7 protein-coding genes and 1 pseudogene are annotated in these 13428 nt (G+C 63.8%); 2 read left to right on the top strand and 6 right to left on the bottom strand.

Annotated features, from left to right (window positions below; genetic code table 11):
- Positions 1-170 precede the first annotated feature (170 nt).
- A complete protein-coding gene (gene wecB, locus A3AC_RS0108600) occupies positions 171-1400 on the bottom strand; it encodes a non-hydrolyzing UDP-N-acetylglucosamine 2-epimerase (RefSeq protein WP_035474951.1) in 1230 nt (409 codons plus the stop codon).
- 762 nt (positions 1401-2162) lie between these two features.
- Here wecB and A3AC_RS29870 point away from each other — a divergent pair.
- Entirely contained in the window at positions 2163-2324 is a 162-nt protein-coding gene (locus A3AC_RS29870) for a DUF1328 domain-containing protein (protein WP_006051149.1), read from the top strand.
- A gap of 228 nt (positions 2325-2552) precedes the next feature.
- Here the strand turns inward: A3AC_RS29870 and A3AC_RS30950 are convergent.
- Positions 2553-2912 (bottom strand): annotated as a pseudogene (locus A3AC_RS30950) (hypothetical protein); the annotation flags it as partial.
- A 50-nt stretch (positions 2913-2962) separates the two neighbouring features.
- On the opposite strand from A3AC_RS30950, the gene A3AC_RS0108585 reads away from it, so the two are divergent.
- Positions 2963-3853, top strand: coding sequence for an EamA family transporter (locus tag A3AC_RS0108585; protein ID WP_025598368.1), 891 nt, complete (start codon positions 2963-2965; stop codon positions 3851-3853).
- A gap of 193 nt (positions 3854-4046) precedes the next feature.
- Here A3AC_RS0108585 and rfbC read toward each other — a convergent pair whose 3' ends face one another.
- From rfbC to A3AC_RS0108560, 4 genes are all read right to left on the bottom strand, one after another.
- A complete protein-coding gene (gene rfbC / locus A3AC_RS0108580) occupies positions 4047-4598 on the bottom strand; it encodes a dTDP-4-dehydrorhamnose 3,5-epimerase (RefSeq protein WP_025598367.1) in 552 nt (183 codons plus the stop codon).
- 94 nt (positions 4599-4692) lie between these two features.
- Positions 4693-5688, bottom strand: coding sequence for a GlxA family transcriptional regulator (locus A3AC_RS0108575; protein ID WP_025598366.1), 996 nt, complete (start codon positions 5686-5688; stop codon positions 4693-4695).
- Between the two features lie 721 nt (positions 5689-6409).
- Positions 6410-12322 carry an excinuclease ABC subunit UvrA gene (gene uvrA / locus A3AC_RS0108565; RefSeq protein ID WP_025598365.1) on the bottom strand — a complete coding sequence of 1971 codons (5913 nt, stop codon included), beginning with the start codon at positions 12320-12322 and terminating at the stop codon, positions 6410-6412.
- A gap of 178 nt (positions 12323-12500) precedes the next feature.
- Positions 12501-13397: a LysR family transcriptional regulator gene (locus A3AC_RS0108560; protein ID WP_025598364.1), complete on the bottom strand. Its 897-nt coding sequence runs from the start codon at positions 13395-13397 to the stop codon at positions 12501-12503.
- Positions 13398-13428: the final 31 nt, after the last annotated feature.

Below are 13428 nucleotides of genomic sequence, written 5' to 3'. Positions count from 1 at the left end.
TTCGACGGCCGCAGCGGGGTTTGCCCCGTTTCGCCACTCGTCCTATCGGTTATATCGGCACGCTCGCGCGTCGGCTGAAGCCGAGCCGTGCCGATATGTGCCCTGCCTCGGGATAAACCGCCTGCCTGCTCGCGCGCGAACGCGGACTCGTGCCCGCGCTCGCTCCTGTTTTACTTCGCCAACTCTGCCGCGACGGCGCGCGGCATCGCGGCAATGGCTGGAGAATCGACCAATGAGATCGCCGGCGAGCTGCCCGGCGTCGCGGGCGCGAACTCGTCGAAAGGGCGCCCGGTCAGCGCGGCCACGATGCGCCGGGACGCATGACCGTCGCCATACGGATTCATACGATGTGCGAAACGTTCGCGCTCGCGCGCGTCGTCGAGGAGCGCGCTCACCGCCCGCACGATCGCCTCGGGTTGCGTGCCGACAAGACGCACCGTGCCGGCCGCGACCGCTTCGGGACGCTCGGTCACGTCCCGCATTACGAGCACCGGCTTGCCGAGCGCGGGCGCTTCTTCCTGCACGCCGCCCGAATCGGTGAGAATCAGCGACGCGCGCTGCATCAGCCGTACAAAGCCCAGGTAGTCGAGCGGATCGATCAGATGAACGTTGCGCCGGGCACCGAGCGATTCCTGCACGGGGCCGCGCACGTTGGGATTGAGGTGAACCGGATAGACGATCTGCACGGTGTCGCGCCCGGCCAGATCGCCGAGCGCCGCGCAGATGTTGGCAAAGCCGGTGCCGAAACTCTCGCGCCGGTGGCCCGTGACGAGCAGCATGGGCCGCGCGTCGTCGATGAACGGCAGGCGCGCGTCGAGCGAAGCGCGCAAGGCCGGGTCATTGTCGATACGCGCCGCGGTCAGATTCAACGCGTCGATCACCGTATTGCCGGTGACGACGACGCGCCCCTGCAGCGTTTCCTCCGCAAGCCGTTCCTTCGAGCTCGGGGTGGGCGCGAACATCAGATCGCTCATCACGTCGACGATGCGGCGGTTCATTTCTTCCGGCCACGGCTGCGAGAGGTCACGCGTGCGCAGCCCGGCTTCGACATGGCCGATCGGAATGCCGCGGTGAAACGCGGCAAGCGCGGCCGCGGAGGCGGTTGTCGTGTCGCCGTGGACGAGCACGCGATCGGGCTGCACGCTCGCGAGCGCTCCGTCAAGCGAGGCGATCAGACGCGACGCCAGCCCGTTCAGCGTCTGGTTTGGCGACATAACCGCGAGATTGTGGTCCGGCTCGATGGCGAAGAGCTCGAGCACCTGGTCGAGCATCTGCTTGTGCTGGCCCGTGACGCACGCAATGGAGTCGATTGCGGCATCGGCCTCCATCTGCTTGATGAGCGGCGCCATTTTGATGGCTTCCGGCCGCGTGCCGAAAATCGACAAAACCTTTATTGACATGACCACCCCGGTCTCTATTTGATTTTATGCCTGACGCCCCGCAGGCTGCGGCATGACAACAATTTCAATGCGCTTCAGCCCGAAAATCTATTTATTGCTCATTCAACGAATAGTTCTTTTGTCGGTACACCGTTCAATGTGAATGTGGCGCTTTGCAATTCGCACCCAGATTCAATTGGCGTTGCGCGGAACAGGAGGCATCCGTCTAGCGACGCATTCTGGCCTGCTTATCAAGCACTTGGCAAGCGGCTTTGCGGATTTTTTGCCGACGCTTCCGGCGCACACCGGAAACCGGGCTCGCGGGAAAATGCGGATTGCTTTAAATTTGTTCAAACTTTGTTAAAATCCAATTAACGATTCGGACGCGAGCGATGATTTGTCCAGTGCGCGGTGTTTATTCGGCGCACAGCAAAATAGTTTAATCAGAGCCGTTAATAAACCGCGCAAACGTTGGCGGGAATACAAAAGCATTTATCCAGTTTTTGCGAGTCGGTGAAGCGCCCCGCGCGGTTGCGGGCGGTTGCGCGCGCCGTAAACGGCTTGCCTGCGCGCGGAGCCCCACGGCGCCGTTGTTGCAAACAAGCGACAGTTTCGGCGAGATGGCTCGCGGCGACTCCTCTGAGCCGCGGGCTGGGCGCGCAAACGCACGGGCACAGCTATTGCTGGATTCCGCTCGCCGGCAGATCGCTTGCGCAAGGCACGCTGTGCCGCCCGCGAGTCGCCGTTTAACGTCAATCCAGCAACTCATCGGTGGGAGGCCTCATGCTTCGATACGCTGCAATCTTCTTCGTCATCGCAATCATCGCCGCAGTATTCGGCTTTGGCGGCATTGCCGCGGGCGCGACGGAGATCGCCAAGGTGCTGTTCTTCATCTTCGTGGTGATTTTCCTCGTCACCTTGCTGATGGGCGTGATGCGGCGATGATCACCGCATCCACTGTGTAAGCGGAGGAATACCGGTCCCGGCGCGCGTGCGAGCGACCTGTTGCAATACCTGCCACGGCGTATTGCAATAGTTGCCGCTCCCGCTGGGGCCTCCCGCAATGCAGCACGCACAGTTGTACTCGCATTTGCCTAAAGAAGAGCCGCTGCTGTTCAAACGCAAGGCCTCAGCATCTCCCCGCACTCTCCGAGCTTCACTATCCTGTTCCCTTCATTGCTCCGATGGCACATGCGGCTCGCTCACATGCGTGCGTGAGGGCAAGCCAAGATGCAATTCTTCGCACGGAAAACATTGAAACGTCTGCACGGCCGCCGCCTATGTGCCCGCTACTTCGCGCATGAAGAGGCCGAAGTCGGCAGCGGGCGCATCGGGCAATCCATCGGCGCGGCCGAGAATCTTCATGGACTCCGAATGAATATTGCCTTAGAGCAAAACGGACACACCCAGTCCCGCTTCGACCGCCGACTGCACGGCCGGCAAGCTCGTGCTCGTGCTCGTGCTCGTGCTCGTGCTCGTGCTCGTGCTCGTGCTCGCGCAGACGATCCGCCAGACAATGCCCCACCTTAGTAGCGTGGGAGCCGATAAGATAGGTGGACCTTTCACAGCGATGCAAACACACCATGCCGGACACGACGATCAAGTGCGCAGCCGACCCGGCCCGCGAAGCCGCAAAGCCCGTGAGCGCTGCGGCAGGTGCCGCTTTGCTGTGCGTGCTGTCCATGTCGAGCGTGCAATTCGGCGCCGCCCTTTCCGAACCGACTATGGCCGCCTACGGTTCGCTCAGCACGACGTGGCTGCGTTTGGGCTGGGCCGCACTCGTTCTCGCAGTGCTGGTGCGCCCACGCTTTTCAAGCTACTCGCGCACGCACTGGCTGGCCGCGGGCGCACTCGGCGCCGCGATGGCGGGCATGACGTTGTGCTTTTTCGCGGCGCTTCAGCGCATTCCGCTCGGACTGGCGGTGGCCATTGATTTTCTCGGCCCGCTCACGGTCGCGACGCTCTCGGTGCGCCGCGCGCGTGCGTTGCTATGGCCGGCGCTAGCCATCGCCGGTGTCGTGCTGCTCTCGCGCGATCGCGCCGGCTGGATCGGTGAGCCGCTTGGCGTATTGCTCGCATGCGCGGCCGCCTGCGGCTGGGGCAGCTACATCGTGCTGATGAAGAAGACCGGCAAGCTGTTTGCCGGACTCGAAGGCCTGTCGGTCTCGCTCATTGCGGCGGCGCTCGTCGCAACGCCCTTCGGTCTTGCCGAAAGCGGCATGCATGTCGCGGCCGGCCAGCTCGTGGCAACCGCAGGCCTCGCGATCCTCGTTCCGCTCTTGCCGTATGCGCTCGAAATGGTGGCCTTGCGTCATATGCCGGCGGGATCGTTTGGCATCCTGATGAGCGTCGAGCCTGCGATTGGTGCGATAGCAGGCTTCATCGTGTTGCATCAGCCGATGGGTGTTCTGCAGATTGCGGGCACGCTGCTGGTGGTGGCCGCGAGTGTCGGTGCGGTGGTGGCTGCGCGTTAGGCTGCGAGTTCGGCAGCGAGTTCGGTCACGAGTGTCGGCGCGGGTGGTGGCCACGAGTTCGGTCACGAGTTCAGCCACGAGTTCAGCTGCGAGTGTCGGCACAGTGGTGGGCGAGAGTCGGCTCGCGTCAAGCCACGCATTGGCCCAAAGTGACACGGCGCTGCAAGGGCGCACGCTCCCAACGCGCGCGCCGTTACGGCATGTTCTCCGCTTCGTACAGACGCCGCCCGGCGGCATCCTTCGCGCCGACAATCGGCTCGAAGTCAACCGGCCATTCAATACCGATATCCGGGTCGCTCCACAAGATGCAGCGCTCGAGTTCGGGAAACCAGTATTCGGTTGCCTTCCATAAACATTCCGCGACGTCGGACAGCACCACGAAGCCATGCGCGAAGCCCGGCGGCACCCACACTTGCCGGTGATTTTGCGCGCTCAGGTAGGCGCCGCACCATTTGCCGAAGTTGGGCGAATTGAGCCGCACGTCCACGGCAACGTCGAATATTTCGCCCACCACGACCTGCATGAGCCGGCCTTGCGGACGCTGTACCTGATAGTGCAGTCCGCGCAGCACGCCGTGCACTGCGCGCAGGTGACGGTCCTGCACGAAGTCGAAACCGCGCGCGACGTCGCCCATGAACTCGTCGGCACTGAAGCTCTCGTAACAGAAACCGGATTCGTCGCCAAACACCTCGGGTTCGATAAGTTTCACTTCCGGTAGTGCCGTTGTCAACACCTGGTTACCCATGCCACTGTGCCCGTTAGAAGCTGCTCGACAAAAACGGATGCCGCGCGCTCGCGCGGCGGTCGTTGCACGCCTGCCTCTCAGGCGCTGCTGACTGTCAGAGCTCCGACGAGGCGAGTCGGCTGCGGGCGCGGTACTCGGTTGGCGACAATGCCATGCGCTTGCGGAAAATCTTCGCGAGACGGTCGCCGTTGCCGGTGCCGCTGCGGCGCGCGATCTTGTCGACGGGTAATTCCGTTTCGGTCAGGAAGTTGCAGGCAATCCGCAGACGCACCTGCAGGAGATAGTCGGACGGTGTGACATGCATTTCGTGCTTGAAGCGCCGCAGGAAATTGCGCTCGCTCATGGCGGCGACCTGGGCCGCGTCTGCAACCGACACCGGACGGTCGCAGTTCGCTTCCATCCAGCGCGCCGCCGCGCGGATCTTCTCGGCGACGCTCAGCGTTCCGCCCTCGGCCGGCAGCGGCACCCATGTCGCGGCCATGCCCGGCATCACGCGCTCGGCGACGCTGCGCGCAAGTTCGGCGCCGAGATCGCGTTTGATGAACATGAGCGCGCTGCGGGCGCAGTCGTTGCGATCGTTCGACGCGCTGAGAATCGCATCTGCGGCGCCGTGGCCATAGCGGCCAATCTGCAGTGCCTCCGGTTCGCCGGGATTGGCGGCTTCCAGCACGAGCCGTCCTTCGCCGATGGTTTCGATAGCACGAGTGCGCGCCTGTACCGAGCGCAGCCAGCCGAGCAGCCGCTGGTCGCGCGCCGCCTGGTGCGCGCCGTGTCCACCGGCAATGAACAGAACATCGAAGCCGGTTCCATAGCGCGTGTCGATGCGGTCAGTCCAGATGCGCGCGGCGGAGGAACTCGGCACACTGCCGCCGTCAAGCGACAGGAACTGCACCTCGTACGGCGGCTCTTCGCCGGGGCGCGTGCCGGCCAGTTCGTTGGCGGTCTGAAACATTTCGACGACGGTGCCGGGGCCCAGCAGCCAGAAACCATCGAACAGCAACACACCAATTCGGCGCGCGGCAGTACGGACGTTGACGGTCGGCGTATGTAACCAGGTAACCCTCGCGGAATCGACGTGGATGTGGGACATGGTCTTCCTCAAAATGTCTACTTGGTTGGACGAGGACGCGCGTTAGTCCGACGATATCAGCGAATTGATAATCGCAATTCGACATCGGCAAACGCCGCTTGATGGATTATGAGCGATGTTAGCCGAATGAATCGCGTTAGTAAATTTGAAAAGAAGGGAAATAGCCACCCAATAAATGTATGACGAAAAATATTCTCATTTGGTGCAAGTAATAAATAGCAGCGCATTGATATCCGGCGGAAAAAGGTACCGTCACGGCAGATGATCCGTTGGCAGAGTGGCAGCGGGCGCGCGTCTGCGGCCCGCGCCCGCTCGGCGCTTCACGATGTGATATGCATTGACGACTGCGGCGCCTGCATTTCTATCTCGCGAAAAAATGTTTCAAAGCTGAACACCCGCATGCGCCACATTGGCCCTTTTAATTGCATTTGTTATTCGCCCCTCCTGAATCTGCCGCTTTTGCATTGGCAATTAGGGATGTTCGATTCAAAACGGGGAATTAGAGATTTATATGCAGCTCGCGGAAGCGCCGAAAATGTTTCAGTTATGAAACGTTGGAGTGCAATTCGTCGGATTTAAGGTCTGGGACAATCCCTTCAATTCGCTTGCGCTTATTGCAGACGATTAACGGTATCGGAAAAGGTTCGCGTGCGCCGCAGGCGCGCAACAGCTCCGCATCCTTGCCTGGATGCGGAACTGCATTAAGCCTGATGACCCTCTCCTACCCGTGCGTGCCCTCGCCTGCTTCCTCGCGTGTGACGGGCGCGCCGCCATTCGCGGTGCGTTCGAGCACCGGCTTCAGCGCGGCACCGGTATGACTTTCGCGAACCTGGACTATGCCCTCCGGATTCGTCGCGGCGACAATGGTGCCTCCACCCACGCCGCCTTCCGGACCGAGGTCAATGATCCAGTCGGCCTCGGCGATCACGTCGAGATCGTGCTCGATCACGACGACGCTATGCCCGCCGTCCGTCAAACGATGCAGCACACGAATCAGCTTCGCGACATCTGCCATATGCAGGCCGACGGTGGGCTCGTCGAGGACGTACAACGTATGCGGCGCCTTCTGACCGCGCCGCGTCACGTCGTCGCGCACCTTGCTCAATTCCGTGACGAGCTTGATGCGCTGCGCCTCGCCGCCCGATAACGTGGGCGACGGCTGACCGAGCGTGAGGTAACCGAGCCCGACGTCTTTCATCAACTGCAACGGGTGAGCGATGTTGGAGATGGGTGCAAAGAACTCGACAGCCTCGTCGATTTCCATTGTCAGCACGTCACCGATATTCTTACCGCGCCAGGTCACGGCCAGGGTTTCCGGATTGAAGCGCTGACCATGGCATACGTCGCATGGCACTTTCACGTCCGGCAAAAAACTCATGCCGATGGTCCGCACGCCCTGCCCTTCGCATGCGGGGCAACGGCCCTCGCCCGTATTGAAGGAAAAGCGTGACGCGGTGTAGCCGCGCGCCCGCGCCTCCAGCGTGCCGGCGAACAGCTTGCGAATCGCGTCCCACACACCGATATAGGTTGCGGGACACGAGCGCGGCGTTTTGCCGATGGGCGTCTGATCGACCTCCAGCACCCGGTCGATGCTTTCCCAGCCCGTGATCGAATCGCAGCCCTGCCACGCATGCGTGACGTTCAGCGGCGCACGCGGCGCACTGCGCGCCAGCACGCTCGAACGACGATTGGCGGCCGGCTGCTCCTGAGCGGCCGCGCGGGCGCGCCGCGTGGCAGGCGACGACAACACTGAACGGCCAACCGCGTCGAGCAGATTGGCCATCAGCACGTCGCGCGCGAGCGTGGACTTGCCCGACCCGCTGACGCCCGTTACCGCGACGAGGCGCGAGAGCGGAATGCCCACCGTCACGTTGCGCAGATTGTGCAGCTTGCCGCCGTGCACGGTCAGCCAGTTCTCGGGCACCGCCGCCGCGCGTTTGCCCGGCGGGACGACTTTGCGGCGCGGCTGCAGCGGATGCACGATCGGCGCGGCAAGAAACTGCCCAGTGAGCGATTCGGGCTGCGCGGAGAGATCCGCCACACTCCCCTGTGCGATCAGCGTGCCGCCGCGCTTGCCGGCGCCCGGCCCAATGTCGATGATGTGATCGGCGCGCCGGATCGTGTCTTCGTCATGCTCGACGACCACGAGCGTGTTGCCCTTGTCGCCGAGCTTGCGCAGCGCGTTCAAAAGAATCTGGTTGTCGCGCGGATGCAGACCGATGGTCGGCTCGTCCAGCACATAACAGACGCCTTGCAGGTTGCTGCCCAACTGCGCGGCCAGCCGGATGCGCTGCGCCTCGCCGCCAGACAGGCTGGGCGCCGCCCGATCGAGGCTCAGATAACCGAGCCCGACTTCCTCCAGGAACTGCAGGCGGCTGCCGATTTCGCTGACCACGTCTCGCGCGATTTCCGCGTCACGCCCTGTCATCTGCAAACTGTCGATCCACGCGCGCGTGTCCGAGACGGTCCATTGCGCGACGTCGGTAATGGCCTGCGCGTCGAACGTGACAGCGCGCGCGGTCGGATTCAGACGCGTGCCCGCGCAGTCCGGACACGGTTCGTCGACGAGGCCTTCGGGTTCCTGCTCTTCCGACGGCAAGCTCTGTTCGCGACCGCGATTGTCGTCGACGACAATCGTGTCGTCGTATGCGGCACGTTGCTCGCGCGTGAGCGCGAGGCCCGTGCCGACACAGGTGGTGCACCAGCCGTGCTTGCTGTTATACGAGAACATGCGCGGATCGAGTTCCGGATAGCTCGTACCGCACACCGGACATGCACGCTTCGTGGACAGCACCTTCACGGCGCCGAGCTTCGCGGTGGGCAGCCCGCCGTGCATAGCGTCATGCAAGCCGTCGAGCGGCGCAAGCAGATGCATCACGCCCTTGCCGATTTCGAGCGTCTGGTCGAGCGCCTGACGCAGTTCCGATTCGTTGTCCGCCGAGACGATCAGGTCGGCCACCGGCAATTCGATGGTGTGCTCGCGGAAGCGGTCGAGCTTCGGCCACGGGTCCACTGGCAAGAATTCGCCGTCCACGCGCAGATGTGTATTGCCGCGCGCTTTGGCCCACTTCGCCAGATCGGTGTAGACGCCCTTGCGGTTCACCACGAGCGGTGCGAGGAAGCCGACGTGTTGCCCCTTGTGATCGCGCAGCAGCTGCGCCGCGATCGACTCGACACTCTGCGACGTGACCGGCGTGCCGTCATGAATGCAATGCTGCAGACCGAGCTTCACATACAGCAGACGCAGGAAATGCCATACCTCGGAGGTGGTTGCGACCGTACTCTTGCGACCGCCGCGCGACAGACGCTGCTCGATCGCGACGGTCGGCGGAATGCCGTACACGGCGTCGACCTCAGGGCGCCCCGCAGGCTGCACGATGGAGCGCGCGTACGCATTCAGAGATTCGAGATAACGGCGCTGCCCTTCGTGGAAAAGAATGTCGAAAGCGAGCGTCGACTTGCCGGAACCCGACACGCCTGTGATCACATTGAACTTGCCGTGCGGAATGTCGACGTCCAGCGCCTTCAGGTTGTGTTCGCGCGCATTGACGATGCGGACCACGTCCTCGCCTTCGACCGCGCGGCGCGCACGTGCGGCGCTCAGCGCCTTCTGTAATGGAATGCCTTGCGACGCGGCATCTGCCGCTTGCGTGGCCGCGCTCATGGCGAGGTCGTACTGCAACAGCGCCTCGCCGGTATGCGATTCCGCACAGGCCTTGACCTCTTCGGGTGTGCCCGCGCACAGCAGGCGGCCGCCGCCGTCGCCGCCTTCGGGACCGAGGTCGATGATCCAGTCAGCCGCGCGGATCACGTCGAGGTTATGCTCGATCACGATCAGCGAATGGCCGCTTGCGAGCAGCTTGCCGAACGCCTGCATCAGCTTCGCGATGTCGTCGAAATGCAGACCCGTAGTGGGCTCGTCGAACATGAAGAGCCGCCTGGCGACCGCCTGCTTCACGTTGCGGGCGCTGCGCGCCTGCGCCGATTCGGCCAGAAAGCCCGCCAGCTTGAGCCGCTGTGCTTCGCCGCCGGACAAGGTGGGCACCGGCTGACCGAGCTTCACATATTCCAGACCGACATCGACGATGGGTTGCAGCACCCGCAAGACTTCCGCGTCGTTCGCGAAGTAGGCAGCGGCCTCGCTGACGGTCAGCTCCAACACATCCGCAATGCTCAATGCACGCGTCTGCTCGCCGCGCTCGATTTTCACCTCGAGCAGTTCGGCGCGATAACGGCGCCCGTCGCAATCCGGGCAGCGCAGGTACACGTCGCTCAGAAACTGCATTTCGATGTGCTCGAAGCCAGATCCGCCGCAAGTCGGACAACGCCCGTCGCCCGAATTGAAGCTGAACATGCCAGGGCCATAGCCGCGTTGCTGCGCGAGCGGCGCCTTCGCGAAGAGCTTGCGGATTTCGTCGAATGCGCCCACGTAGCTGGCAGGATTCGAGCGCGCGGTCTTGCCGATCGGCGACTGGTCGACGAACACCACGTCGGTGACCTGGTCCGCGCCAGTGAGATTGCGGAACGCGCCCGGCGATTCCGTCGCAAGACCGAAGTGCCGCGCCATGGCCGGATACAGCACGTCCTGCAACAGCGTCGACTTGCCCGAACCCGATACGCCGGTCACGCAGACGAGCCGCTGCAGCGGAATCTCCACCGTGACGTCGCGCAGATTGTGCTCGCTCGCGCCTTCCAGCACGATGCGCGGCGTACCTGCATCTACGGCGCGCCGCGACCAGTGCGCGGCGTCCGCGACATGGCGGCGCCCACCGAGATATTCGCCCGTCAGCGTACCCGACGAGCGAATGGCCTCCGGCGCGCCGTCGAAAATGATGGAGCCGCCGCGCTCGCCCGGTCCCGGCCCCATGTCGATCAACCGATCCGCGGCCAGCATGACGGACGGGTCGTGCTCGACCACCACCAGCGTATTGCCCGCGTCGCGCAGGCGGTGCATCGCCTCCACGATCCGGTTCAGGTCGCGCGGATGCAGCCCGATGCTGGGCTCGTCCAGCACAAACAGCGTTTTCGTGAGCGACGTGCCGAGCGCGGTGGTCAGATTGATCCGCTGCACTTCACCGCCCGACAGCGTGCGGCTTTGTCGGTCGAGCGTCAGATAACCGAGCCCGACGTCGCACAGATACTTGAGGCGCGTGCGCACTTCAGCGAGCAATAGCTTGAGCGCGTCGTCGAGCAAGGCGCTCGGCAAGCTGATTTCGTCGAAGAAGCGGCGAATGCGCTCGATCGGCATCAGCATCAGGTCGTGGACGGTCAGACCCGGCAGCGCCTCGAGCTGCGCGCGGTTCCATTCGACGCCGCGCGGCATGAAGCGCTGCGCGGCCGGCAGGACCTGATCCGCATTCGCCTTGCTGCCCAGACGCCACAACAGCGATTCGGTTTTCAGGCGCGCGCCGCCACAGGTTTCGCAAGGCGTGTAGCTGCGGTACTTGGATAGCAGCACGCGAATATGCATCTTGTACGCTTTCGATTCGAGATACTCGAAGAAGCGTTTGACGCCATACCACTGGCTTTGCCACTTGCCGTTCCAGTCCGGCGAACCGTTGATGACCCAGTCGCGCTCGGCGTCCGTCAGTTCGCCCCACGGCGTGCCACGGCGGATGTCGGCCTTGGCCGCGTAGCGCATCAGATCGTCCTGACACTCCTTCCACGCGGGCGTTTGCATCGGCTTGATCGCGCCGTCGCGCAGGGTCTTGCGCGCGTCAGGGATGACGAGGCCGAGGTCGACGCCGATCACGCGGCCAAAGCCGCGGCAGACTTCGCATGCGCCATAGGCCGAGTTGAACGAGAACAGCGCGGGCTGCGGATCGGCATAGCGCAGATCGCTCTCCGGACTGTGCAGACCCGTTGAGAAGCGCCAGATTTCCGCCTCCGGCTGTTGCGCCTCGGGCGCGAGCGGCGCCTCCGACGCCGGCAGCACGTAGATATTGACGCGCCCGCCACCGCGCTTGAGCGATGCCTCCACCGCCTCGATCACCCGCTGCTTGTCGGCCTGGCGCACCCGAAAGCGGTCGGCCACCACGTCGAGCAGCTTGCGCTTACCGGTGGGCGAATCGACCTCGCGCTGTGCCTGGACGCGCGTATAGCCGCTTGCCGAGAGCCATTGCTCGACCTCCTGCTCGGAAGCCGACTCGGGCAACTCGACTGGAAACGTGACCACAAGCCGCGGGTCGCTGCCGGCCGTGCGCTCGAGCAGCTCCGCGTAGATGGTCTCCGGCGTGTCGTGACGCACCTGGCGCGCCGTCTTGCGGTCGAACAGCTCGGCCGCGCGCGCATAGAGGAGCTTCAGGTGATCGTTGAGCTCCGTCATGGTGCCGACCGTGGAGCGCGAACTGCGCACCGGGTTGGTCTGGTCGATCGCGATGGCGGGCGGCACGCCGTCCACCCGGTCGACCTGCGGCCGGTCCATGCGGTCGAGAAACTGCCGCGCGTAGGCGCTGAACGTTTCGACGTAGCGCCGCTGCCCTTCAGCGTAAAGCGTGTCGAACACGAGGCTCGACTTGCCGGAACCCGACGGGCCCGTCACAACCGTCATTTCGCCGGTTTTCACGTCGAGATCGACGTTCTTCAGGTTGTGCTGGCGCGCGCCGCGAATCTTGATAATGCCGTTGGATGACAATTTTTCGACCGTCTGAATGAGTGGGCCACCTCTCACGGACGCCTCGCGCCCGCGCAAGTTCAGCGCAAGCGGCGCGGCGAGGTGGAGGCGCGCGCCCGCGTGCAGTTGGACACTATACTGTATATCTATACAGTTTTCCACGCGCCGAACCAGCGCTTTCTCGGAGGCGCCGCCGCCCCTACGCCGTGGCCGCCGTCTCGAAAATGTCGCGCAGCCACTGCGCAAACACACGCACGCGTGACGACAGTTGCCGATTCTGCGGATACAGCACCGACACCGGCAGTGAAGGCGGCGGGAACCCGGCGAGAATGACCTTCAGACGCCCGTCCGCCAGTTCGTGCCGCACCCGGTAGCGCGGCACCTGCACGATTCCGAGCCCGGCGACCGCCGAGCCGGTGTAAACCTCGACGCCCGTCACCGAAACCGCGCCCGGCAGCAGTATCGGCGTATTGCGTCCGTCGATGCTGAATTCCAGCGGTAGCGGCTTGCCCGTTGCGCTCGATACATAGTTGACGGCGCGGTGTGCACAGAGCGCCTGCGGATCGGCCGGCTCGCCGTACTTCTCAAGATACGCCGGGCTCGCCACCGTAACTTGCGGCAGGTGCGCGACGCGCCGCCCCACCATCGACGAATCCTGCAGGTTGCCCGCGCGCAGCACGCAATCTATGCCCTCGCGCACGAGGTCGACGAGCCGGTCGTCCTCGCCGATGGTCAGTTCGATGTCGGGGTAGCGCGCAAGGAACGCCGGCAAGGCCGGCACGATGAAGTGCCGCGCGAGCGTGCCTTGCAGATTGACCCGCAACAGTCCTTTCGGCGCGAGGTTGGAGAACGAGCCCTCGGCCTCCTCGAGATCGGCGATGAGCTGCACACAGCGGCCGTAGTACGCCTGCCCGTCCGGTGTCAGGCGAACGGTACGCGTGGTGCGCTCGAGCAGCCGCACCCCGAGCCGCTCCTCCATGCGCTTGACGAGGTTAGTGACGGTCGCGCGCGGTATCTGCAGGTCGTCCGACGCGCGCGTGAAGCTCTGCCGCTCGGCGACCCGGACGAAAACACGCATTTCCTCGAAACGATCCATGTCTGGTGCGCCCTCTCGCGAATATTGTTAA

The sequence above is a fragment of the Burkholderia sp. WSM2230 genome (assembly GCF_000472445.1).
In the GTDB taxonomy this organism is placed as follows: Bacteria; Pseudomonadota; Gammaproteobacteria; order Burkholderiales; family Burkholderiaceae; genus Paraburkholderia.
Note: the sequence above shows the minus strand (reverse complement) of the source record. Positions and strands in the feature narration are given on the sequence as shown.

What these genes read in the sequence shown, in the direction of transcription:
- wecB (WP_035474951.1), bottom strand. Translation starts at nt 1,400, where the DNA reads ATGTCAATAAAGGTTTTGTCGATTTTCGGCACGCGGCCGGAAGCCATC.
- A3AC_RS29870 (WP_006051149.1), top strand. Translation starts at nt 2,163, where the DNA reads ATGCTTCGATACGCTGCAATCTTCTTCGTCATCGCAATCATCGCCGCA.
- A3AC_RS0108585 (WP_025598368.1), top strand. Translation starts at nt 2,963, where the DNA reads ATGCCGGACACGACGATCAAGTGCGCAGCCGACCCGGCCCGCGAAGCC.
- rfbC (WP_025598367.1), bottom strand. Translation starts at nt 4,598, where the DNA reads ATGGGTAACCAGGTGTTGACAACGGCACTACCGGAAGTGAAACTTATC.
- A3AC_RS0108575 (WP_025598366.1), bottom strand. Translation starts at nt 5,688, where the DNA reads ATGTCCCACATCCACGTCGATTCCGCGAGGGTTACCTGGTTACATACG.
- A3AC_RS0108560 (WP_025598364.1), bottom strand. Translation starts at nt 13,397, where the DNA reads ATGGATCGTTTCGAGGAAATGCGTGTTTTCGTCCGGGTCGCCGAGCGG.